The organism is Luteimonas sp. A478, from assembly GCF_054052025.1.
The window spans coordinates 426,262-448,550 of the sequence record NZ_JBSVRF010000001.1; the positions used below are offsets into that span (position 1 = coordinate 426,262).

At 66.0% G+C, this 22,289-nt stretch carries 26 protein-coding genes and 1 other RNA gene; 12 read left to right on the forward strand and 15 right to left on the reverse strand.

What is annotated here, in order from left to right; genetic code table 11:
- Positions 1 to 10: 10 nt before the first annotated feature.
- The 11 genes from kynU to asnS all read right to left on the reverse strand — a co-directional run bounded on the left by kynU (position 11) and on the right by asnS (position 9,490).
- On the reverse strand, positions 11 to 1,288 hold the full coding sequence (kynU, locus tag ACW7G3_RS02010) for a kynureninase (protein ID WP_456980820.1): 1,278 nt from the start codon (positions 1,286 to 1,288) through the stop codon (positions 11 to 13).
- Complete coding sequence (locus ACW7G3_RS02015; protein WP_456980821.1) at positions 1,285 to 2,310, reverse strand: amidohydrolase family protein; 1,026 nt, start codon at positions 2,308 to 2,310, stop codon at positions 1,285 to 1,287. The genes kynU and ACW7G3_RS02015 overlap by 4 nt, the downstream gene beginning before the upstream one ends.
- A 228-nt stretch (positions 2,311 to 2,538) precedes the next feature.
- A complete protein-coding gene (locus tag ACW7G3_RS02020) occupies positions 2,539 to 3,075 on the reverse strand; it encodes a 3-hydroxyanthranilate 3,4-dioxygenase (protein ID WP_456980822.1) in 537 nt (178 codons plus the stop codon).
- 20 nt (positions 3,076 to 3,095) lie between these two features.
- Entirely contained in the window at positions 3,096 to 3,533 is a 438-nt protein-coding gene (locus ACW7G3_RS02025) for a RidA family protein (protein ID WP_456980823.1), read from the reverse strand.
- Positions 3,534 to 4,196, reverse strand: a complete 663-nt coding sequence (gene can / locus ACW7G3_RS02030) for a carbonate dehydratase (protein WP_456972026.1) — start codon at positions 4,194 to 4,196, stop codon at positions 3,534 to 3,536.
- A gap of 28 nt (positions 4,197 to 4,224) precedes the next feature.
- Complete coding sequence (locus tag ACW7G3_RS02035; RefSeq protein WP_456980824.1) at positions 4,225 to 5,649, reverse strand: aldehyde dehydrogenase; 1,425 nt, start codon at positions 5,647 to 5,649, stop codon at positions 4,225 to 4,227.
- A 151-nt stretch (positions 5,650 to 5,800) separates the two neighbouring features.
- Positions 5,801 to 6,616 carry an endonuclease VIII gene (nei, locus tag ACW7G3_RS02040; protein WP_456980825.1) on the reverse strand — a complete coding sequence of 272 codons (816 nt, stop codon included), beginning with the start codon at positions 6,614 to 6,616 and terminating at the stop codon, positions 5,801 to 5,803.
- A gap of 6 nt (positions 6,617 to 6,622) precedes the next feature.
- Positions 6,623 to 7,408, reverse strand: a complete 786-nt coding sequence (locus ACW7G3_RS02045) for an SDR family oxidoreductase (protein WP_456980826.1) — start codon at positions 7,406 to 7,408, stop codon at positions 6,623 to 6,625.
- 31 nt (positions 7,409 to 7,439) lie between these two features.
- Positions 7,440 to 7,766, reverse strand: a complete 327-nt coding sequence (locus ACW7G3_RS02050; protein WP_456972034.1) for a hypothetical protein — start codon at positions 7,764 to 7,766, stop codon at positions 7,440 to 7,442.
- Positions 7,763 to 8,062, reverse strand: coding sequence for a hypothetical protein (locus tag ACW7G3_RS02055; protein ID WP_456980827.1), 300 nt, complete (start codon positions 8,060 to 8,062; stop codon positions 7,763 to 7,765). Before ACW7G3_RS02055 ends, ACW7G3_RS02050 begins: the two co-directional genes overlap by 4 nt.
- A 27-nt stretch (positions 8,063 to 8,089) precedes the next feature.
- Positions 8,090 to 9,490 (reverse strand): asparagine--tRNA ligase, encoded by a 1,401-nt coding sequence (gene asnS, locus ACW7G3_RS02060; protein ID WP_456972038.1) that lies wholly within the window; start codon positions 9,488 to 9,490, stop codon positions 8,090 to 8,092.
- Positions 9,491 to 9,566: 76 nt separating this feature from the next.
- Between asnS and ACW7G3_RS02065 the strand changes: the two genes are divergently transcribed.
- From ACW7G3_RS02065 to ACW7G3_RS02090, 6 genes are all read left to right on the forward strand, one after another.
- Positions 9,567 to 9,908, forward strand: coding sequence for a HesB/IscA family protein (locus ACW7G3_RS02065; RefSeq protein WP_456972040.1), 342 nt, complete (start codon positions 9,567 to 9,569; stop codon positions 9,906 to 9,908).
- Positions 9,909 to 10,089: 181 nt separating this feature from the next.
- Positions 10,090 to 10,557, forward strand: a complete 468-nt coding sequence (gene rpsF, locus ACW7G3_RS02070) for a 30S ribosomal protein S6 (RefSeq protein WP_456972042.1) — start codon at positions 10,090 to 10,092, stop codon at positions 10,555 to 10,557.
- 11 nt (positions 10,558 to 10,568) lie between these two features.
- A complete protein-coding gene (rpsR, locus tag ACW7G3_RS02075; RefSeq protein ID WP_422891849.1) occupies positions 10,569 to 10,799 on the forward strand; it encodes a 30S ribosomal protein S18 in 231 nt (76 codons plus the stop codon).
- A 70-nt stretch (positions 10,800 to 10,869) separates the two neighbouring features.
- Complete coding sequence (gene rplI / locus ACW7G3_RS02080) at positions 10,870 to 11,328, forward strand: 50S ribosomal protein L9 (RefSeq protein ID WP_456980828.1); 459 nt, start codon at positions 10,870 to 10,872, stop codon at positions 11,326 to 11,328.
- Between the two features lie 228 nt (positions 11,329 to 11,556).
- On the forward strand, positions 11,557 to 12,969 hold the full coding sequence (locus ACW7G3_RS02085; RefSeq protein WP_456980829.1) for a replicative DNA helicase: 1,413 nt from the start codon (positions 11,557 to 11,559) through the stop codon (positions 12,967 to 12,969).
- A gap of 159 nt (positions 12,970 to 13,128) precedes the next feature.
- Positions 13,129 to 13,806, forward strand: coding sequence for an OmpA family protein (locus ACW7G3_RS02090; protein ID WP_456972048.1), 678 nt, complete (start codon positions 13,129 to 13,131; stop codon positions 13,804 to 13,806).
- Between the two features lie 142 nt (positions 13,807 to 13,948).
- On the opposite strand, the gene ssrA is transcribed toward ACW7G3_RS02090, so the two are convergent.
- Both ssrA and smpB read right to left on the reverse strand, forming a co-directional pair.
- Positions 13,949 to 14,301, reverse strand: a transfer-messenger RNA (tmRNA) gene (ssrA, locus tag ACW7G3_RS02095).
- A gap of 121 nt (positions 14,302 to 14,422) precedes the next feature.
- Positions 14,423 to 14,917 (reverse strand): SsrA-binding protein SmpB, encoded by a 495-nt coding sequence (gene smpB / locus ACW7G3_RS02100; RefSeq protein WP_456972050.1) that lies wholly within the window; start codon positions 14,915 to 14,917, stop codon positions 14,423 to 14,425.
- Positions 14,918 to 14,985: 68 nt separating this feature from the next.
- Here smpB and ACW7G3_RS02105 point away from each other — a divergent pair, with 68 nt between their 5' ends.
- Both ACW7G3_RS02105 and ACW7G3_RS02110 read left to right on the forward strand, forming a co-directional pair.
- Positions 14,986 to 15,423 (forward strand): type II toxin-antitoxin system RatA family toxin, encoded by a 438-nt coding sequence (locus ACW7G3_RS02105; RefSeq protein WP_456980830.1) that lies wholly within the window; start codon positions 14,986 to 14,988, stop codon positions 15,421 to 15,423.
- Positions 15,423 to 15,704, forward strand: coding sequence for an RnfH family protein (locus ACW7G3_RS02110; RefSeq protein WP_456981133.1), 282 nt, complete (start codon positions 15,423 to 15,425; stop codon positions 15,702 to 15,704). The genes ACW7G3_RS02105 and ACW7G3_RS02110 overlap by 1 nt, the downstream gene beginning before the upstream one ends.
- 27 nt (positions 15,705 to 15,731) lie before the next feature.
- Here the strand turns inward: ACW7G3_RS02110 and ACW7G3_RS02115 are convergent, their stop codons facing one another.
- Positions 15,732 to 16,118 (reverse strand): outer membrane protein assembly factor BamE, encoded by a 387-nt coding sequence (locus tag ACW7G3_RS02115; RefSeq protein ID WP_456980831.1) that lies wholly within the window; start codon positions 16,116 to 16,118, stop codon positions 15,732 to 15,734.
- A 123-nt stretch (positions 16,119 to 16,241) separates the two neighbouring features.
- On the opposite strand from ACW7G3_RS02115, the gene fur reads away from it, so the two are divergent.
- Positions 16,242 to 16,646, forward strand: a complete 405-nt coding sequence (fur, locus tag ACW7G3_RS02120) for a ferric iron uptake transcriptional regulator (RefSeq protein ID WP_456972056.1) — start codon at positions 16,242 to 16,244, stop codon at positions 16,644 to 16,646.
- Positions 16,647 to 16,668: 22 nt separating this feature from the next.
- Here the strand turns inward: fur and recN are convergent, their stop codons facing one another.
- Positions 16,669 to 18,330 carry a DNA repair protein RecN gene (gene recN, locus ACW7G3_RS02125; RefSeq protein ID WP_456980832.1) on the reverse strand — a complete coding sequence of 554 codons (1,662 nt, stop codon included), beginning with the start codon at positions 18,328 to 18,330 and terminating at the stop codon, positions 16,669 to 16,671.
- A 163-nt stretch (positions 18,331 to 18,493) separates the two neighbouring features.
- On the opposite strand from recN, the gene hrcA reads away from it, so the two are divergent.
- From hrcA to dnaK, 3 genes are all read left to right on the forward strand, one after another.
- The gene (gene hrcA / locus ACW7G3_RS02130; RefSeq protein WP_456980833.1) at positions 18,494 to 19,555 is read left to right on the forward strand and encodes a heat-inducible transcriptional repressor HrcA; all 1,062 of its coding nucleotides are present in this window, start codon (positions 18,494 to 18,496) and stop codon (positions 19,553 to 19,555) included.
- 75 nt (positions 19,556 to 19,630) lie between these two features.
- Positions 19,631 to 20,167 carry a nucleotide exchange factor GrpE gene (gene grpE, locus ACW7G3_RS02135; protein ID WP_456980834.1) on the forward strand — a complete coding sequence of 179 codons (537 nt, stop codon included), beginning with the start codon at positions 19,631 to 19,633 and terminating at the stop codon, positions 20,165 to 20,167.
- 137 nt (positions 20,168 to 20,304) lie between these two features.
- On the forward strand, positions 20,305 to 22,227 hold the full coding sequence (dnaK, locus tag ACW7G3_RS02140) for a molecular chaperone DnaK (RefSeq protein ID WP_456980835.1): 1,923 nt from the start codon (positions 20,305 to 20,307) through the stop codon (positions 22,225 to 22,227).
- The last annotated feature ends 62 nt before the right edge of the window (positions 22,228 to 22,289 follow it).

The window sequence follows — 22,289 nt, forward strand, 5'->3', positions numbered from 1 at the left end:
GCATCCGGTATCAGGAGTGCTTCGCAGCCCAGGCCTCGACTTCCTGCGCAAAGCGCAGCACGTCGGCATGGCTGTTGTAGAGCGGGGCAGGGGAAATGCGGATCACATCGGGTTCGCGCCAGTCGCCGAGCACGCCGTGGCGGGCAAGGTGTTCGAACAGGGCCCTGCCGGCATCGCGTCCGGCGCGCACCCGCAGCGACAGCTGGGCGCCGCGGCGGCAGGACTCGGCCGGGGTCACGATCTGCAGCACGTGCTGCAGGCGCGCTCCGATCAGCGCGTGCAGGTAGCCGGTCAGCCGCTCGGACCGGCTGCGCAGTGCTTCCATGCCGGCGCGTTCAAACAGTTCCAGCGACGCCCGCAGCGGCGCCAGTCCGAGGATGGGCGGGTTGCTCAGCTGCCAGCCTTCGGCGCCGGGCGTTGGCACGAATTCCGGCCCCATGCGGAAGCGGCTGTCCTGCTCGTGCCCCCACCAGCCGGCGAAGCGTGGACGGTCGGTGCGCGCGTGACGCTCGTGTACGAAACAGCCGGCCACCGCGCCGGGTCCAGCGTTCATGTATTTGTAGTGGCACCAGACCGCGAAGTCGGCGTCGGAGTCATGCATCCGCAGCGGCAGGTTACCGGCCGCGTGCGCATGGTCGAAACCCACCACTGCGCCCGCGGTATGCCCCAGGCGCACGATCTCCGCCATGTCGAAGGCCTGGCCGGTGCGGTACTGCACGCCGGGCCAGAGCACCAGCGCCAGGCGGTGACCGTGTTCGGCGATGGCGCGCTCGATCGCCGCCATGGAAATGGTTCCTTCGGCTTCGTCCGGCTGCACCTCGATCAGGTCGGTGTCCGGATTGAACCCGTGGAAGCGCACCTGCGATTCAAGTGCGTAACGATCGGAAGGAAAAGCTCCGGCCTCCATCAGGATCGCCGGCCGCTCTGCCGTGGGCCGGTAGAAGCTGACCATCAACAGGTGCAGGTTGGCGGTGAGCGAGTTCATCGCCACCACCTCCGAGGGCAGGGCGCCCACGGTGGCGGCCAGGCCGTCGCGCACCAGTTGGTGATACGGCATCCACTGCCCGGTTCCGGTGAAATGGCCTTCTACCGCTTCAACGGCCCATTTGTCCAGCACTTCTTCCACGTACGTGCGCGCGCGGCGCGGCTGCAGACCGAGCGAGTTGCCGCAGAAGTAGGCCTGCTCTCGACCTTCGTGCAGGGGGATGTGGAATTCACCGCGCAGCTCACCCAGCGGATCGGCTGCATCCAGGGCGTCCGCGTGTTCAGTGGAATGCAGATCCGTCATGCGAACCTGCTCTTGGGCAGGTCAAGCCATTCCAGCGCGGTGCCGTGATAGAGGCGGGCCTTGCCGGCTGCGTCCAGTTCCACGCCTTCAATCACCGCGCCAGGTTTCTGCTCACCCAGCGGGAAGGGATAGTCGGTGCCCAGCATCACCCGATCCACCCCGCAGACATCAATCAGGTACTCCAGCGCCTTCGGATCGGCGACCCAGGAGTCGAAATACAGCTGCTTGAGGTACTTGCGCGGATTGTGCGGATTGTCGGTGGCCACCAGATCGGGGCGCATGTTGAAGCCGTGCTCGATGCGGCCGATGGTGTAGGGGAAGCTGCCGCCGCCGTGGGCCATGCAGATCTTCAGCTTCGGCAGGCGTTCCAGCACTCCGCCGAACACCAGCGAACAGGCGGCGCGCGACTGTTCGGCCGGCATGCCCACCAGCCACGGCAGCCAGTATTTGGGCATGGTGTCGGTGCCCATCATGTCCCAGGGATGCACCAGGATCGCCGCGCCAAGGTCCGCCGCGGCTTCGAAGAACGGGAACAGCTCCGGCGCGTCGAGGTTCCAGTGTGTTTCCGGCGACACCTGCACGTGCGAACCGATCTGCACGCCCTGCAGGCCCAACTGCTCCATGCAGCGTTCGAGCTCCTGGATGGCCAGCCGCGGCGACTGCAGCGGCACGGTGCCGATCCCTGCGTAATGACGCGGATGCGCGCGGCAGGTTTCGGCCATGTGGTCGTTGAGGGCCTGGTGCAATTCCAGCGCCTGGTTGGCTTTCGCCCAGTAGCTGAACATCACCGGCACCGTGCTGATCACCTGCACCTGCACCCCGAACTGCGCGAAGTCATCGATCCGCTCCTGCGCATCCCAGGTGTTGGACCAGATCTCGCGGAAAAACTTGCCGTTGCGATAGATCCGGTGGCGTCCGTCGCTGGTGTGGTGGATCACCGGGAAGCGCGGGTCGCCGTACTTGGCCGCCAGGTTGGGCCAGTCACGTGGCAGACAATGGGCGTGGATGTCGATTTTCAGCATGGAGCCTCGTGGCATCGGCCCGCGGGCGCGGAGCATTGGGTTCAGGATACCGCGGGCGGCCCACAAACGTAGGAGCGCGCCATGCGCGCGAAGCCGCGTGAATCATGGTTTGCGGGGGAGCTTCGGTGAGCGCGTCGGGGCCGAAGCTGCGTGGCGCCGATTGATGTCACGCGGTTTCGCGCGCGTGGCGCGCTCCTACGAGGGCGGCGTGCCTGCGGGCGCAGCGTGTCAGGATTCGTAGCGGGCGGGGCGGGGGTTGAGGTGGCCGCACGCATCACAGGTACGGTTGCCTTCCGAGGCATAGAAGCGGTCGAAGACCGGCGGCAGGTCCACTTCGATGTCTTGGAGCTGGAAATATTCCTCGTAGAGCTTGTGGTTGCACTGCTCGCAGAACCACATCAGCCCGTCCTTCTCGTGCGGCAGGCGTTTGCGTTCGATCACCAATCCGATCGAACCTTCGGCGCGCTGCGGGGAGTGCGGCACCTTGGGCGGCAGCAGGAAGGTCTCGCCAGCGCGGATCGTGATGTCACGGAGCTTGCCGGGCTCTCCTTCGGAATTGTCCTGGATGCGCAGGGTCATCGCGCCCTCGAGCTGGTAGAACCACTCGGGGCCTTCATCGTAGTGGTAGTCGGTGCGAACGTTCGGGCCGCCCACCACCATGACGATGAAGTCGCCGTCGTACAGGCACTTGTTGCCGACCGGCGGTTTAAGCAGGTGGCGGTTGTCTTCGATCCACTTCTGAAGGTTGAGCGGGGCGGGGAACATGTGGGTCCTCCTGGCCTGGGTCAGGCACGCTGCGGCGGCAGGGCCGCCACACACTTCAACTCTATCGCGATGGGGGTGGGCAGGGCGTCGATGCCCAGGGTGGTGCGGCAGGGCGCGGTATCGATATCGGGGAAGTATTCGGCCCACACCGCGTTATAGGCCTTGAAATCGCCGGCCATGTCGGTGAGGTAGACGGTCACGTCCACCAGATCTTCCCAACGCGCCCCGCTGGCTTCCAGCACGGCCCGTACGTTGGCGAACACGGCGTGGGTCTGGGCGGTGATGTCGTGGGTCACAACATTGCCATCGGCGTCATATAGGTTGCCGGCAATGGCATTGGTGGCTGCATCGCGCGGGCCGATGCCGGACAGGAACAGCAACTCACCCACGCGCCTGGCGTGGGGGTAGGCGCCGACGGGCCCAGGGGCGGTGGCAGTGCGGACGGTTGGCTTGTCCATTCAGCGATCCTCGCGGGCCTGGCAGATGCGTTCCAACGCCGGACCGTATTGTTCGGGCAGGGCAGCAGGCGAGTCGATCGCCAGCCCCAGATCATGCACGCGACCGTTGCGCAGCGAGTACACCCAGGCATGCACCGAGACGTTCTGTCCGCGTGACCATGCTTCGCGCACCACGGTGGATTCGCAGATGTTGATCATCTGCTCCAGCGCGTTGAGCTCGCACAGGCGGTCATGGCGCTGCTCGGGGTCGTCGAGGGATTCGATCAGCCCGCGGTGCTTGTGCTTCACGTCCTTGACGTGGCGGATCCAGTTGTCCGCCAGGCCCACGCTGGTGCCTTCCAGCGCTGCGCCAACGCCACCGCAGCCGTAGTGGCCCACCACCAGGATGTGTTCGACCCCCAGCACATCGATGGCGAACTGGATCACCGACAGGCAGTTCAAATCGGTGTGCACCACCACGTTGGCGACGTTGCGGTGCACGAATACCTCGCCCGGGTTTACATCGATGATCTGGTTGGCCGGCACGCGCGAATCGGAGCAGCCGATCCACAGGAAGCGCGGCGTCTGGATCCCGGACAGGCGGTCGAAGAAGCCGGGGTCTTCGGCTTCAACGCGCTCAGCCCAGTTGCGGTTGCGTTCCAGCAGGTCGTGGAGTCTGTACATGGAGGTCCGTAAAGTAGAGGCTGTGTTGTCAGGTGGCGATGCAGACGTTGCGGGGTTCGGTGTAGAAGCGCATCGCCTCCAGTCCGCCTTCGCGCCCCAGCCCGGACTGGCCCATGCCGCCAAAAGGGGTGCGCAGGTCGCGCTGCAGCCAGGTGTTGATCCAGACCATCCCGGCGTGCAGCTCGGCGCCGAAGCGGTGCGCGCGGTCGAGGTCGCGGGTCCAGACGGAAGCGGACAAGCCGTAATCGCCGGCGTTGGCCAGCTCCAGGGCGTGCCCGTCATCATCGAACGGTTGCAGAGTCACCACCGGGCCGAAGATCTCCTCGAGGTTGGTGCTGCTGTCCGGTCCCAGGCCTTCGATGACGGTGGGCGCCACGAACCAGCCCGGCCGATCCAGCCGCTGGCCGCCGCACAAAATGTTGCCGCCTTCTTCTCCAGCGCGTTCGAGGGCGAGGGTGACCTTGTCGAAGTGGGCCTGCGAGACCAGCGGGCCGAAGTTGGTGTCTCCATCCATCGGGTCGCCCGGGCGCAGCGCGAGTGTGCGTTCAACAAAGGCGTCCCGGAACGCGGCGTAGATCGACCGCTCCACCAGGATGCGCGAGCCGCACAGGCAGATCTGGCCGGAGTTCTGGAAGGCGGAGCGGATGAAGGTATCCAGATGCGCCTCCCAGGCCGAGTCGGCGAACACCAGGGTCGGATTTTTGCCGCCCAGCTCCAGCGACACCTTCTTCAGCAGCGGCCCGGCAAGGCCGGCAATGCGGCGTCCTACGGCAGTGCTGCCGGTGAAGGACACTGCCCGCACCGCATCGTGGCGGACGATCGATTCGCCCACCTCGGGGCCGCCACCGTGGACGATATTGAGCACGCCCGCAGGCAGGCCCGCCTCGTGTGCCAGCTCGCCGAACATGGCGGCGGTGGCGGGAGTGACTTCGGAAGGCTTGGCCACCACCGTGTTGCCTGCCGCCAGCGCCGGCGCGATTTTCCAGGTGAACAGGTACAGCGGCAGGTTCCAGGGCGAGATGGTGCCCACCACGCCCAGCGGCTGGCGCAGGGTGTAGTTGAGTCCGGCTTCGCCGTGGTGGGATTCGCTGGAGAACTGGGTGGCGGCGTGGGCGAAGAACCGCAGGTTGGCTACCGCGCGCGGGATTTCGGCATCGCGGGCCAGCGCGAGCGGTTTGCCGCCGTTGCGTGCTTCGGCAAGGGCGAAATCGTGGGCCCTGGCTTCGAGCGCCGCAGCCAGCCGCTCCAGATGCGCGGAGCGCTCGCTGTTGCGCAGGCCCGACCAGGCGGGAAAGGCCGCCTGTGCGGCGTTGACGGCATCGTCCACGTCGCGCGCATCGCCGGCGGCGACTTCGGCCCAAACCTCGCCGCGTGACGGGTCGAAGACCTCAAGCCAGCTGCCGCCTGCGGGCTCGCGGGTCTCGCCATCAATGAAGTGTGCATATCGACGCATCCGCCGATTGTACTGGCCCATTTGTAGGAGCGCGCCATGCGCGCGAAGCCGCGTGACACCTGGCGGCCCGGTGTGGCTCCGGTAACGGCGATGTCACCGACACCTCGCTCCGGCGCCACGATTCACGCGGCTTCGCGCGCATGGCGCGCTCCTACAGGGGTTGGCAGGTGGGGCAGAGGTAGAGGCGGCGCGAGCCCACCATCATCCGCTCGATCGTGGTGCCGCAGGCGGGACAGGGCTTCCCTGCGCGAGCGAACACCTGGAAGCGGAAGCCGTCTGCGGTGTCGGCCAGGTAGTCGCTGCGCATGCCGTCCGCCTGGTTGATGCCGCGGGTGGAATAGCTCAGCCGGGGGATATCCAGCAGCACCCGGGCCAGTCGTGCTGTCTGCTCCGGCGCCAGGTCCTTGGGCCGGCGCTTTGGATGCAGCCCGGCCGCAAAAAGCACTTCCGCGCGCAGGTAGTTGCCCATGCCGGCCAGGAAGCCCTGATCAAGCAGCAGGCTGCCGAGCGAGCGTCCGCGGAACGAGGGCGCCTGCAGCCGCGCAGCCACGGCGGAAGCGTCAACGCCCGGATCGAGTACGTCCGGACCAAGCCCGCGCAGGAACGGGTGCGATTCCACCTCGTCGTCCGGCCACATGGTTACGTCCGAAGCCGAATACAGCAGGATGGCGGTCTCCGCGGTTTCCAGCGCCACGCGCAGCGAGCGGCTGGTATCCGGGCGCTGGCCCGCTGCGGCGATCTTCCACACTCCGTAGAGCTGGTTATGGCTGTACATGGTCCAGCCGTGATCGAAGCGGGTCAGCAGGGCCTTGCCGCGCGCGGTGATCGAGATGATCCGGCGGCCTGCCAGACCCGCCTCGAAGTGCTTGAGTTCGGGAAAGGTGAACTGCGCGCGGACCAGCGGCCGGTCCGTAACCGCCTCGGCCAGGCGGTCGGCGGCGCGGCGTATTTCAGGACCTTCTGGCATCGCGGGTCAGATCGACCGGGTGCGGCCCCCGTCCACGGCCAGGCTGACGCCGTTGACGTAGGCTGCGGCGGGAGAGCAAAGGAAGGCGATCACGCCGCCAGTCTCGTTCGGGTCGGCGAAGCGGCCGGCCGGCACCTGCGCTTGCATGGCTTCACGCACCTCGGCCTCGCTGCGGCCCTCGCGGGCGGCGCGATCACGGACTATCTGGCGGATGCGGCCGGTTTCGGTGAAGCCGGGCAGCACGTTGTTGACGGTGATGCCTTCCGCAGCCAGTTCACCGGCCAAGGTCTTGGCCCAGGAGGCCACCGCGCCGCGGATGGTGTTGGAAACCCCCAGCCCCGGGATCGGCTCGCGCACCGAGGTGGAGATCACGTTGATGATCCGGCCCCAGCCGGCCTCGCGCATGCCCGGCAGCACGGCTTGCAGCAGCACCTGGTTGGCGATCACGTGGCGGCGGAAGCCGTCTTCGAACACCTGCAGGTCGGCCGCGTGCAGCGGCCCTCCCGGCGGACCGCCGGTGTTGTTGACCAGGATGTGTACCGGGCTGCGCGCCACCACCGCCGCGACAGCCCGGGCCAGCCCCGCGGTATCACTGCTGTCGGCCACCGCTACGGCGTGGCCGCGATCGGCACCACCGGCAAGTCCGGAAACCACTTCGCGCAGGACGCCTTCGCGCCGCGACAGCACGGTGACGGTGGCGCCGAGCCCGGCCAGTTCCTCGGCCGTGGCCCGGCCGATGCCTTCCGAAGCACCGCAGACCAGGGCGTGGCGGCCGGAGAGATTCAGGTCCATGGGGTGGCTCCTGTGCAATGCGGAAAAGTCATCAGGCGCGGGCGCCGAGCTTGTGGATCATCTTCGGACGCAGGGCCTCGTCGGTCTCGCCCTGGGGCGGCGCCAGTTCAGACAGGCTGAACCCGCGCACCAGCGCGTCGTCTTCGTCCAGGCCGTCCCAGCCCACGAATTCGGCGTCCATCAACGCAGCGCGGGCGGTGTCTTCGCTGTCATAGGCAAGGGTGTTGCCGTCGCTGTCGAAGACCTCGGCGGTGCCGGCATCGCGCACGCGCAGCCGGGCCCAGACCACGGTGCGGCCCAGGGTGGCCAGCCACCACTCGGTGTAGGAAGGAGAAGCAGGGTCGCGCGGGATGATCATGCCAGGGCCCAGTACAGGGAAACGGCGGTCGAGGCGATCCCGAACAGCGTCGTGAACAATGCGATGCGCGCGGGCGTGGCCAGGCCGGTGAAGCTGCGATCCGGCGTCTGCCGGTATTCACCGGACAGCAACCAGCGCAGCGCGGAGGGTTTGAGGAAAGCGCCTTCGCCCAGATGTTCTCGCAGCGCCGGATGCCGGTCGCGCAGGTGCACCAGCGACAGCGGCCAGAAGATCACGAAGGCGGTAAGGCCGCCGATCGTGACACCGAGAAAGCAGAGGGCGAGGAACAGGGGCATCGGGATCCGTACTCCGGAGGCGTCCGGTCAGAATTCGGCGTGGCCGGGCGCGCGGGGGTAGGGGATGGCATCGCGGATGTTGGACAGGCCGCACACGTACACCACCAGTCGCTCGAAACCGAGGCCGAAGCCGGCATGCGGCACCGTGCCGTAGCGGCGGAAATCGCGGTACCAGTCATAGTGCTCGCGATCCAGCCCCATCTGATCCATGCGCGCATCCAGCATGTCCAGCCGCTCCTCGCGCTGGCTGCCGCCGATGATTTCGCCGATACCCGGTGCCAGCACGTCCATGGCGGCGACGGTGCGGCCATCGTCGTTCAGGCGCATGTAGAAGGCCTTGATCTGCTCCGGGTAGTTGGTCACCACCACCGGGCGGCCCACGTGGACCTCGGTCAACCAGCGCTCGTGCTCGGTCTGCAGGTCCAGGCCCCATTCCACCGGGAAGTCGAACTTGTGGCCCGAATCACGCAGCAGTTCGATCGCCTCGTCGTACTCGATCCGCTCAAACGGCGCATTGACGAAGCCCTCCAGGCGGCTCACCGCATCCTTCTGCACCCGTTCGGCGATGAAAGCCATGTCGTCGCCGCGCTCGTCGAGCACGGCGCGGAACAGGTACTTGAGGAACTCCTCCGACACCCGCGCGATCTCGGCCAGGTCGGCGAAGGCGATCTCCGGCTCGATCATCCAGAACTCGGCCAGGTGGCGGGTGGTATGGCTGTGCTCAGCGCGGAAGGTGGGGCCGAAGGTGTAGACCTTGCTCATCGCCAGCGCGAAGGCTTCGACGTTGAGCTGGCCGGATACGGTGAGGAAGGTTTCCTGGCCGAAGAAGTCCCGGGAGAAATCCACCTTGCCATCCTTGCCCATCGGCAGGTTGGCCATATCCAGGGTGGAGACCCGGAACATCTGCCCGGCGCCCTCGGCATCCGAGGTGGTGATGATCGGCGTGTTGACCCAGTAGTAGCCGTTTTCGTGGAAATACCGGTGCGCGGCCTGGGCCAGGCAGTGGCGGATCCGGGTCACCGCGCCGAACAGGTTGGTGCGCGGGCGCAGGTGGGCGACCTCGCGCAGGAATTCCAGCGAATGGGCCTTGGGCTGGATCGGATAGGTCTCCGGATCGTCCACCCAGCCGACCACTTCCACCGCTTCGGCCTGGATCTCGAAGCTCTGGCCCTTGCCCTGCGAAGGCACCAGCGTGCCGCGCGCGATCACCGAGCATCCGGCGCTCAGTCGCCGCACGTCCGAGTCGTAATTGGGCAGTGACTGCGGGGCCACCACCTGGATCGTGGCAAAGCACGAGCCGTCACTGATATTGATGAAGCTCAGACCCGCCTTGGAGTCGCGCCGGGTGCGCACCCAGCCGCGAACCGTCACCTCACCGCCCTCGGGGATCCTGCCCGCAAGCGCCTGCGCCACGCTGACCGTCGTCATGCCTTGTATTCCGGATTTGATGAACAGATGAACAAGGGGGCAAGTGTACCGGAGCCCGAAAAGGTAGAATCGAGCCATGACGATCAAGCTTTCTCCCGCCGCCCTGGACCGCGTCCAGCGTTTCCTCGCCTCCAACCCTGCTGCCTTGGGCATGCGCTTCGGGGTGGAGCGGACCGGCTGCTCCGGCTGGGGCTACGTGGTTGACCTTGCCCATGAGCAGCGCGACGGCGACCAGGTCAGCGAGCAGGACGGCGTGCGCATCTACATCGATGCCGACAGCTTCCCGCTGGTGGCCGGCACCCGTATCGATTTCTCCCGCCAGGGGTTGAACGAGCAGTTCACCTTCGAGAACCCCAAATCCGCCGGCGCATGCGGCTGCGGTGAGAGCTTCACCACGGACGCTGAACGCGTGGCCTGAAGGCCAATCGTTTCCTTCATCCGGACGGGTAGTAATTCGGCCCGGTAATCCGTCATAATGTGCGGCTTGCCCTGGCATTGGCCCGGGGTGAGTGCTTGCTCCACCGCGTCCACACCGGACGTCGGGGGGCTGTCTGGCCTGTCGGGCTGCGCCCGGGGCCGATAACCGAAAGGAAAAACGCATGCGTCACTATGAAATCGTGTTCCTGGTCCACCCGGACCAGAGCGAGCAGGTGCCGGCGATGATCGAGCGCTACACCACCCTCATCGAGGGCGGTGAAGGCAAGATCCATCGTCTGGAAGATTGGGGCCGCCGTCAGCTGGCCTATCCGGTCGACAACCTGGTCAAGGCCCACTACGTGCTGATCAACGTGGAATGCGGCCAGGCCGTGCTTGACGAACTGGTTGAGACCTTCCGTTTCAATGATGCGATCCTGCGCCACATGGTGATCCGCCGCGAAGAGGCGGTCACCGAGCAGTCGCTGATCATGAAGAACAAGGACGACAAGGGCGATCGTGGCAGCGACCGACCGGAGCGCGGCGAACGCCGCCGCCGTGACGACGACGCCGAGACCGACACCAAATCTGATGATGCGGATGAAGACGGCGACAAGAACGCCGACGACAAATCCGACGACAACGCCGCCTGAGGAGCACACACATGTCCAAGTTCTTCCGCCGCCGCAAGTTCTGCAAGTTCACCGCCGAGGGCGTGGTCGAGATCGATTACAAGGATCTCAACACCCTGCGCCAGAACATCACCGAGACCGGCAAGATCGTCCCGGCCCGGATCACCGGCACCAAGTCGCGCTACCAGCGCCAGCTGGCCACCGCGGTCAAGCGCGCACGCTACCTGGCCCTGATTCCGTACACCGACAACCACAACGTCTGATCGAGTCCCTTCGGACAGCGAACCCGTTGCGGCGCGGCTTCCGCGTCGCTAACGAATTGGGAGCAATCCAATGCAAGTCATTCTTCTGCAGAAAATCGCCAAGCTCGGCGACCTTGGCGACAAGGTCTCCGTGAAGCCGGGCTACGGCCGCAACTACCTGGTCCCGCAGGGCAAGGCCGTGCCGGCAACCGCCGAGAACCTGGCCGATTTCGAAACCAAGCGTGCCGAGTACGAAGCCAAGGCCAAGACCACCCACGAAGAGGCGGCCGCCCGCCTGGTAAAGCTGGAGGATGTGACCCTGTCCATCCGCGCCAACGCTTCGCCGGAAGGCAAGCTGTATGGTTCGATCGGCCCGCGCGATATCGCCGACGCCCTGACCGCCCAGCTCGGGGTCGAGTTCGAGAAGTCCGAGGTGGTGATGGGTGAAGGCCCGTTCCGCCAGACCGGCGAGAACGAGGTGGTGGTGCATCTGCACGCCGACGTCGAGACCACCATCAAGGTGGTGATCGAGTCCGACTCGGCTGTCTGATTAACTGCCCCGGCGCAGTTGATCAAACGGGCGCCCTGCAGGGCGCCCGTTTTTTTTTGTGGGGCGCGGTCGCGTGGCCGATCGCAGCATGCGCGACCCGGAAATGGCACGAATCCGGACTTATCCACAGCTTGTCCCGTAGCGGATCCACAGGATGAAGCCCTACGATGACTGACATGCAGCCGCCCCGGCCCGGGTGACTGCTTATTCCGAGGAGTTTCATCGCACATGCCCGTCCGTCCAGAGCGTCAGTCCTTTTCCCATGAACCGCGCGGCGAGGGCCGCATCGACCAGCTGCGCGTGCCGCCACAGTCGATCGAGGCCGAGCAGGCGGTGCTGGGCGGGCTGATGCTGGCGCCCGACGCCTTCGACCGGGTCGTGGACCTGCTGGTGGTGGAGGATTTCTACCGCCGCGACCATCGGCTGATCTACCGGGCAATCCGCGAGCTGGCTGAGCGCGACCGGCCATTCGATGCCGTCACCCTTGGCGAATGGTTCGATTCCCAGGGGCTGTCGGGGGAGGTGGCCGGTGGGGCCTATCTGGTGGAGCTGGCCAATACCACCGCCTCGGCCGCCAACATCAAGGCCTACGCCGAAATCGTCCGCGACAAGGCGGTGCTGCGACAGCTGATCGAGGTGGGGACGGGCATCGTCAACGACGGCTTCCAGCCCGAAGGGCGGGAGAGTGATGAGATCCTGGCCAAGGCCGAGCAGCAGGTGTTCGCCATCGCCGAAGCCGGCGCGCGGGGCCGTGCGGACTTCACCCCGGTCAACAAGGCCATGGCCGAAGCCTTCGATATCCTGCAGACCCGCTTCGCCAGCGGCGAGGGGATCACCGGGCTGCCTACCGGCTACGACGAGTTCGACGAGATGACCGCCGGCCTGCAGCCGACCGACCTGTTGATCCTTGCGGCCCGGCCGGCCATGGGCAAGACCACCCTGGCGCTGAACATCGCCGAGTACGCGGCGCTGAAGACCAAGAAGGCGGTGGCGGTGTTCTCGATGGAGATGTCCGCCAGCCAGCTCGCCCTGCGTCTGATTTCCTCCAACGGCAGGGTCAATGCCACGCGGCTGCGGACCGGCCAGCTTGAGGACGAGGACTGGAGCCGGGTGACGAGCGCGATCCGCATGCTCAAGGAGTCTAAGATCTTCATCGATGACACCCCTGCGCTGTCGCCCGATGTGCTGCGCGCCAAGGCCCGTCGGCTCAAGCGTGAACACGACCTGGGCCTGATCGTGATCGACTACCTGCAGCTGATGGCGGTGCCGGGCAACAATGAGAACCGGGCCACCGAGATCTCCGAGATCTCGCGCTCGCTCAAAGCCCTGGCCAAGGAGCTGAACCTGCCGGTGATTGCCCTGTCCCAGCTCAACCGCGGATTGGAGTCGCGAACCGACAAGCGCCCGATCATGGCCGACCTGCGTGAGTCAGGAGCGATCGAGCAGGACGCGGACATCATCATCTTCATTTACCGCGACGAGTACTACAACAAGGAAAATTCGCCGGACAAGGGGCTGGCCGAGATCATCATCGGCAAGCAGCGAAACGGGCCCACCGGGTCGTTCAAGCTCAAGTTCTTCGGTGAATACACCCGCTTCGACAATCTCGCCCACGATTCGGTCGGCAGCTTCGAATCCTGAACGGAGGCGTACAGCAAGCTGAATGCGAGCGGACCACAGCCGGTCCTGTCACCCGACGGGCACGGCCTACTGGGTAGCATTCGCGTATCGGGTTGCCCGTGCACCTGCGGCATGCAGGACCACCGCATCTCGAGAACCACTTTCCCAAGGAGCAAGATAATGAGCAAACTCGCAACTGCAGGCCTGAGCGCGGCGCTGGCGGGAGTCCTGATGCTGGGCGGCTGTGCCACTTATACCGGCCAGAGTGCAGATCCCAACGATCCCAACCGCACCCGCACCGGCGCCCTGGTAGGCGCAGGGATTGGCGCGGTTGCCGGTCTGCTCAGCGGTTCGGATGCCACCGAGCGCCGCCAGCACGCCATGATCGGCGCCGGTGCAGGCGCGCTGGCCGGTGGTGCGGTTGGCGTCTACCAGGACCGCCAGGAAGCCGAGCTGCGCCGCCAGATGGCTGGTACCGGGGTGGACGTTCACCGTGATGGCGACAACATCACGCTGAACATGCCTGGCGCGATCACCTTCGGCTTTGACAGTTCCGCGGTGCAGTCGCAGTTTTATCCGGTGCTGAACAATCTGGCCGGCACGCTGCGCGAGTATGACCAGACCATCATCGAGGTAGCCGGTCACACCGACAACGTCGGCGCTGCGGCCTACAACCAGCAGCTGTCCGAGCGTCGTGCCCAAGCCGTCGCCAACTACATGGCCGCGCAGGGCGTGAACCAGCAGCGGATGATCACCGTTGGCGCGGGCCTGACCCGGCCGATCGCCGACAACAGCACCGATGCTGGACGCGCGCAGAACCGCCGCGTGGAAATCACTCTGGTGCCGATCCAGGGCTGATTCCCCGCTGTCACGCCGGTAAAAGACAGGGCTGCTGCGATGCAGCCCTGTTCATTTGTGGCGGAGGTTGGGCCAACCCCCCACCGCTGGAAACGAAAAAGGCCACCTTGAAGGTGGCCTTTTCGCTGATTGCTCAGGTTATTGGTGGAGGTGGGCGGAATCGAACCGCCGTCCGAAGGTACTCCATCCCCGGTACTACATGCTTAGCTCGCCGTTGGATCTTGTCCCCTGACAGCACGACGTGCAAAGCGCATCAGGGAACCAGCCTGTCAGTTCAACCGCGGAAGACAGGCAACCTCCGCGGCTGGTTCCCGTGATAATGACCCTACATCCACGAGCACAGGCACAAGTGGGTTCGGGGCTTACGCCTTAAGCGGCGAGAGCGTAGTTGTCGTCGTTGGCAACTAGAAGTTTGCTGCTGGATTTACGAGGAAAGCTGCCCCCTCGGCATGCACCAAGTGATTTCGCATCCCCCGTCGAAGCCAATGCACCCCCGGGAAAAACGTTCACGTTGACACGCATCAGTATAGGGGCAGACGCCCGGTAAACAAGGTCCGGGCCAATACTGTGCAGCAGGGGTTCACCAGCCAGACGGCCAGCGTCTGAGCGCAGAAAATCAGGCGTCGCGGTTGTGGCGGCGTAGCAGGCGCTGCTTCTCGCGGCCCCAGTCGCGGTCGCGCTCGGCGTCGCGCTTGTCGTGTTTCTGCTTGCCCAGGGCCAGGGCCAGCTCGGCCTTGACCTTGTTCCCCTTCCAGTACAGGGCGGTCGGGACCAGGGTGTAGCCATCGCGCTCAACCTGGCCGATGAGCTGGTCGATCTCGCGCCGGTGCAGCAGCAGCTTGCGGGTGCGCATGGGATCGGCCACGACGTGGCTGGATGCCGAGATCAGCGGGGTCAGCTGGGCACCGAACAGGAACAGCTCGCCATTGCGGATCACCGCATACGACTCGGTGATGTTGGCGCGTCCGGCGCGGATCGATTTCAGCTCCCAACCCTGCAGCGCGAGTCCTGCCTCGACGCGCTCCTCAAGATGGTAGTCGTGGCGAGCGCGCTTGTTGAGCGCAATGGTGCCACCGCCTTTTGCCTTATCCTTGACTGCTTTCTTGCCCATGCGGCCAATTGTCTCCGATGCGGGCGTGCAATGACATGCCTGCGGTCGAATCAGCCCCGGAATCGTACATGCCAAAGATCCAACGCAGCGCCCTGGTGGAACACTCCGCCACGCGGATGTTCACCCTGGTCAACGACGTGGAAGCCTATCCGCGCCGGTTTTCCTGGTGTGAGGATGCGCAGGTGATCGAGCGTGGCGAAGACCGCATGGTGGCCAAGCTGGAGCTGGGGATCGGCTCGTTCCGCACCTGGTTCACCACCGAGAACACGCTGGAACGGCCCCACCGGATCAACATGCAGCTGCGCGACGGTCCATTCCGGCGGCTGGAAGGTCGCTGGCGCTTCCATGCGCTGGACGAGTCGGCCTGTAGAGTGGAACTGACACTGGATTTCGAGCCGCAGTCGCGGTTGTTGCTGGCGCCATTGACCTTCGGCCTGCAGAAACTGGCCGACCGGATGGTGGACGACTTCATCCGCGTGGCCGGACAGGCCGGGGAAACGGAGTGATCCAGGTGGAGGTGGTGCTGGCGCTGCCGCGGGAAAGCCGCTCGGTGCAGCTGGCGCTGCCCATTGGTGCTACCGCGGCGGAGGCGGCGGCCGCTTCGGGCCTGCCATTGGAAGGAATCGACGGCCATGCCGTGTATGGCGAGCCGGTGGCGGCCGATGCGCCCCTGCGTGACGGTGACCGGCTGGAGCTGCTGCGTCCCCTGCAGCTGGACCCCAAGGAAGCGCGGCGCCTGCGCGCGGCCCGGACCCGGGAGCGCCAGGCGCGCCAAGCAGGGGATTAGAGAACCCCGGCCGCGATGGCCGGCGGATCAGCGGCGTTTGCGCTCGCGCGGCAGGTTGTGGCCAAACGAACGGCGCAATTCCTGCACCAGTTCGGCGTCACGTTCGGGAAAGTGCTCGCCTTCCCAGCGCGCCACGGCGTTGTTCTCGAACCACACGGTCAGGTTCTTGATCTCGGTATTGCCACGCCGGCCGGTGCGCTGGCTGGCGGTGTAGTCCCAGCGGTCCTGGTGGAACGGATCAGCGATGGAGGGAGTGCCCAGCAGCATCATGACCTGCTGCTTGCCCATGCCGGGCTGCAGCTGTTCAACCGCGGCTTCGTCCAGCAGGTTGCCCTGATAGATGGGTTGGCGGTAAGTGAGGCCGCAGCCGGTGACGAGCAGGGCGGCGAGGACGGGAACAATGAGCTTTCGCATGCGGCAAGCGGGAAGTCTGGAATCCGCCGATGATACACTCACCCGGCCTGCTGCGACCTTGCCCTGCGGCAGGCATTCAGCGCGTGATCGATCCGCGCACGACTGTTCTGGATGGAGGAATTGATGGAATCTCTGGAGCTGCGCAAGGCAGGGTTGAAGGTGACCCATCCGCGCATGCGGATCCTTCAGGTGCTTGAGCACAACACCCCGCATCACCACCTCAACGCCGAGGAAATCTATCGCCAGCTGCTGGAGGATGGGGACGAGATCGGGCTGGCCACGGTATACCGAGTGCTGACCCAGTTCGAGGCTGCCGGCCTGGTGCTCAAACACAATTTCGAAGGTGGGCACGCGGTATATGAGCTTGACCGCGGTGGTCATCACGACCACATGGTCGACATGGACACCGGCAAGATCATCGAGTTTGAAAGCGAGGAGATCGAACGGCTGCAGCACGAGATCGCCGAGCGTTACGGCTACGTGCTGGAGGACCATTCCCTGGTCCTGTACGTGCGCCGGCGGAAGTAGCAGCCTGAAGTAGCCGGCGGGGTCAATCCACGTCGGCGAGCAGCCGCCTGGCGGCGGCGCGGGCCTCACGGCTCACTTCCACGCCGCCCAGCATTCTGGCGAGCTCTTCCTGGCGCAGCTTGTCGTCCAGCAGGCGTGCTTCACTTTCGGTGCTGCCTTCGTTTTCCGATTTGCTGACCAGGTAATGGGCGTGGCCCTGGGCTGCCACCTGCGGCAGGTGGGTCACGCACAGGACCTGGCGGCTGCGGCCCAGGGCGCGCAGCTTCTGGCCGACGATGCCGGCTACCGCGCCGCCGATGCCCGAATCCACTTCGTCAAAGACCATGGTCGGTACCGCATCCAGGCCCAGCGCCGCGACTTCGATGGCCAGTGAAATCCGCGACAGTTCGCCGCCGGAGGCCACCCGGCGCAGCGGCCGGGGCGGTTGGCCGGCGTTGGCAGATACCAGGAATTCCATGCGTTCGGCGCCCTGCGGGTCCGGGCGGTCGGTGGGCTGCGGCTCAAGCGCGATTTCAAAGCGTCCGCCGCCCATGCCCAGCTCGCTGATCAGGGCGGTGGTATCGCGGGCGAGCGCCTTGGCCGCGTCGGCCCGGGCCCGGCCCAGCGTTGCGGCCGCCTTGCGCCAGCGGTCCGCCGCGGCCTGGATCTCCTGGTCCAGCACCTGCAGGCGCTCACCGGCGTGGTCCAGTGCGTCCAGTTCGGCAAGGAATGCATCACGGGTGGCGGCCAGGGCATCGGGGGTGACCCGGTGCTTGCGGGCAAGGTCGTGCAGGCGGCCCAGGCGCTGCTCGAGTTCGCGGTAGCTGTCCGGGTCCACGTCCAGGTCGTCGCGCAGTATCTGCAGCTGGACGGCTGCTTCATCCAGCTGGATGGCGGCCGAATCGAGCATGGCGTCCACTTCCGCCAGACGGGGTTCGTGCTGTTGCACCCGGGCCAGCTCGGCGCGAGCCTGCTGCAGCTGCCCGGTGACGGCGTCATCGTCGCTGATCCGGCCGAGGGCGGTGTCGCAGGCCTCGATCAGCTCGGATGCGTGCGCAAGGCGGCGATGGCTGGCCTGCAGGTCGTCGATGGCGTCGGCCTCCAGGGCCTCGGCCTGGAGTTCCTTGATCTGGTGGCGCAGCCAGTCCTGGCGCTCGCCCGGGTCACCGGCGCCCGAGAGCTGCTCGCGCTCGCGTTCCAGCGTCGACCACGCGCGTGCGGCGTGGGCTACTTCCTTCAGCGGTCCGGCATGGCGCCCGTAGGCATCAAGCAGGGCCATCTGGCTGCCGCGCGAGAGCAGGGCCTGGTGCTCGTGCTGGCCGTGGATCTCGACCAGGTGCGAGGCCAGTTCGCCCAGCTGCGAGAGGGTTGCGGGGCGGCCGTTGATCCAGGCACGCGATCCGCCGTCCGCACGCAGCGTGCGGCGCAGCTGGCAGGCCCCGCCCTCGTCGAATTCGTGCTCCTTGAGCCAGGCCTCCGCGCCCGGGGCATCGGCCAGCTCGAACCCGGCGCTCAGCTCGGCGCGTGCGGCGCCGTGCCGGACCATGCCGCTGTCCGCGCGCAGCCCCGACAGGAAACCGAGCGCATCGACCAGAAGGGACTTGCCGGCGCCGGTTTCGCCGGAAATGACCGTCAGCCCAGGCCCGAATTCCATTTCGGTAGCGCTGGCAACGGCGAAATCACGGATGGAGAGATGGGTCAGCATATCGGCATGATTGTGCAGTGCAGGGCGCCCCGCGGCCAAGCCCGGTGTGCACAGGATCGCGGTGCCCGGTCGCAGCGCCTGCGATTGCGGGCGGATGGCTGATCATGGCCGATCTCCGGGACCTGGCTGCACCGGCTCAAGCGGGACGGTATATCTTGGCGGCATGAGCCCTCGCACTGAAGCCCCGTCCGGACATGATCTTGACCCGCGTTCGCGGCAGCTGCTGCGCACCCTGATCGCGCGCCATATCCGTGATGGCGAACCGGTGGGGTCGCAGACCCTGTCGCGTCACTCGGGGCTGGAAGTCAGTCCGGCGACCATCCGCAATATCCTGGCCGACCTGGAGGAGGCTGGGTTCCTGAGCGCCCCGCACACCTCCGCCGGTCGCGTGCCCACGGCGCAGGGGTATCGGGTTTTCGTCGATTCGCTGCTGCAGCTCAAGCCGCTGCCCGAAGCGGAGCAGGCCAGGCTGCGCAGTGGGCTTGCCACCGGTGCGGGGACGCAAACACTGCTGGACAGCGCCTCGGAACTGGTCTCCGCCATGACCCGCTTCGTGGGTGTAGTGAGCGTGCCACGACGCGAGCGCTTCGCGTTCCGCCACATCGACTTCGTGCCGGTGGACGCGCAGCGGGTGATGGCGATCCTGGTCTTTGCCGATCATGAAGTGCAGAACCGGTTGATCCAGACCCGCCGCAACTGGGAGCCCGGCGAGCTGGAGCGCGTGGCCAATTACCTCAATGCCAACTTCGCGGGGATGTCACTGGCCGATATCCGCGCTGCCCTGGTGCGCGATATGAGGACAGCCCGGAGCGAAATGGAGGCGCTGCTGGCCCAGACCGTGGAGCTGGCCGAACAGGCGCTCAGCAGCGATGACGAGGATATGGTGGTGAGCGGACAGAGCCGTCTCATCGGTCTGCAGGACCTGTCCGACCTGGAACGGCTGAGGGAGCTGTTTGAGGCCTTCTCAAGCAAGCGCGAGATCCTGCAACTGCTCGAGCGCACCGCCAAGGCCCCCGGCCTGGGCATCTTCATTGGCGAGGAAACCGGGCTTGCGCCATTGGAAGGCGTATCGCTGGTGACCGCCAGCTACGGCGCTGGCGGACAGGTGCTCGGCGTCCTGGGCGCGATCGGTCCGACCCGGATGGCCTATGACCGGGTGATCCCGGTGGTGCAGGCCACTGCTGGAGCGCTTGGCGCCGCGCTGGAAAGAGCCCGGGGCGACTGACTGGGCCTTGAATCCCTCATACGCGGACCCCATTGCTCCGCCAACGGCGGCAAAACGACCGCCACGGGACCAGAAATGAACCAGGAATCCGCAAAGGACAAGGACACCCGGCACGGTCCGGGTGACGAAAGTGGGGTGCAGGACGGGGAGCAGGCCGCGTCCCTGCAGGAACAGGTGGAAATGCTGAAGGCCGAGCTGGAGCAGCTGCAAGCCCAGACGCTGCTGGAGCGCGCCGACCTGGAAAACCAGCGCAAGCGCATGGCGCGGGAGGTCGAATCCGCCCGCCGCTTCGCCAACGAGCGACTGCTCGCCGACATGCTGCAGGTCTTCGACAGCCTGGAGGCCGGCCTGGCCAGCGCGACGGAAGACGATCCGCTGCGTGCGGGCGTGGAGCTGACCCTGCGTCAGCTCGGCAAGGTGACTGCCAGCTTCGGCCTGACCGAGGTGGCCCCGGCCCCCGGGGATGCGTTTGACCCGGAGCACCACCAGGCCATGAGCATGGCTGCGGTGGCAGGGATCCCGCCCGGCGCGGTGGTCCAGCTGTTCCAGAAGGGCTACGTGCTCAACGAGCGCCTGCTGCGCCCGGCGATGGTGGTCGTGGCGCCGTCATAAGCCGGTTTCGCGGGGAGAAAAGCCCTGCCAAAGCCGGCTCCGGACTTGAAGCCCGGCCAGCCGCCCCCAGATAAAACCCATCGGCGGCCTTGCCGCCCCACTCCAGTTAAGAATTCAGGATCCAGAGGGAACCATTCATGGCAAAAATCATCGGCATCGACCTGGGCACGACCAACTCGTGCGTGGCGATCATGGAAGGCGGCAAGGCCAAGGTCATCGAGAACAGCGAGGGCGACCGCACCACGCCTTCCATCGTCGCCTACAGCAAGGACGGCGAGGTACTGGTGGGCGCCTCGGCCAAGCGGCAAGCCGTCACCAACCCGCACAACACCTTCTACGCGGTCAAGCGCCTGATCGGGCGCAAGTTCAAGGACGCCGAGGTCCAGAAGGACATCGGCCTGGTGCCCTACAAGATCGTCGAGCATGACAACGGCGATGCCTGGGTCCAGACCAGCGATGGCAAGAAGCTGTCGGCGCAGGAAATCTCCGCGCGCACCCTGGAAAAGATGAAGAAGACCGCCGAGGACTACCTGGGCGAGAAGGTCACCGAAGCGGTGATCACCGTGCCGGCCTACTTCAACGACTCACAGCGGCAGGCGACCAAGGACGCTGGCCGCATTGCGGGCCTGGACGTCAAGCGCATCATCAACGAGCCCACCGCGGCAGCGCTGGCCTATGGTTTGGACAAGGACGGCGGCGACCGCAAGATCGCCGTATACGACCTCGGCGGCGGCACATTCGACGTTTCGATCATCGAGATCGCCGAGATCGACGGTGAGAAGCAGTTCGAAGTGCTGGCCACCAACGGCGACACCTTCCTGGGTGGTGAGGACTTCGACGCCCGGATCATCGATTACCTGGTCGAGGAGTTCCAGAAGGACCAGGGCATCGACCTGCGCAAGGATCCGCTGGCCCTGCAGCGCCTGAAGGACGCTGCCGAGCGCGCCAAGATCGAGCTGTCCACCGCGCAGCAGACCGAGGTGAACCTGCCGTACGTCACCGCTGACGCTTCGGGCCCCAAGCACCTGAACATCAAGCTCACCCGCGCCAAGCTCGAGGCGCTGGTGGAAGACCTGGTGAAGAAGTCGATCGAGCCGTGCCGCGTGGCGCTCAATGACGCCGGCCTGCGGGCGAGCGAGATCAGCGAAGTGATCCTGGTCGGTGGCCAGACCCGCATGCCGAAGGTGCAGCAGGCCGTGGCCGAGTTCTTCGGCAAGGAGCCGCGCAAGGACGTGAACCCGGACGAGGCCGTGGCCGTGGGTGCCGCGGTGCAGGGCGGCGTGCTGGCCGGCGACGTCAAGGACGTGCTGCTGCTGGACGTGACCCCGCTGAGCCTGGGCATCGAGACCCTGGGCGGCGTGTTCACCAAGATCATCGAAAAGAACACCACCGTGCCGACCAAGGCCTCGCAGACCTTCTCCACCGCCGAGGACAACCAGTCTGCGGTGACGGTGCACGTGCTGCAGGGTGAGCGCGAGCAGGCCGCCTACAACAAGTCGCTGGCCCGTTTCGACCTGGCTGGTATCGAGCCGTCGCCGCGCGGTATGCCGCAGGTGGAGGTGTCATTCGACATCGACGCCAACGGCATCGTCCACGTCACCGCCAAGGACAAGAAGACCGGCAAGGAGCAGAAGGTCGAGATCAAGGCCGGCTCGGGTCTGTCGGACGAGGAAATCCAGCGGATGGTGGAGGATGCGGAAGCGCACCGCGAAGACGACAAGAAGTTCCAGGAGCTGGTGCAGGCCCGCAACCAGGCCGATGCGCTGGTGCACACCACCCGCACCGCGATCAAGGACAGCGGCGACAAGGTGCCTGGTGAAGTGATCGGCCAGGTGGAGTCGGCATTGGCCGATGTCGAGACCGCGATGAAGGGCGATGACAGGGCCCAGATCGAAGGCAAGACCAAGGCGCTGGAGGAAGCCGCGCAGGCGCTGTTCGCCGCGGCTGCCGCCGCCGGTCAGGCTGGCGAGGCGGGCCCTGAAGGGCAGGGCGGTGAAGCACCGGCGGACGACGTGGTCGACGCCGAGTTCACCGAAGTGAAGGACGAAGAGAAGAAGTAAGTCCCGCACACCCCTACCTTGCGGCGGGAACCGTGGAGGCTTTGCTTCCCGGTTCCCGTTGC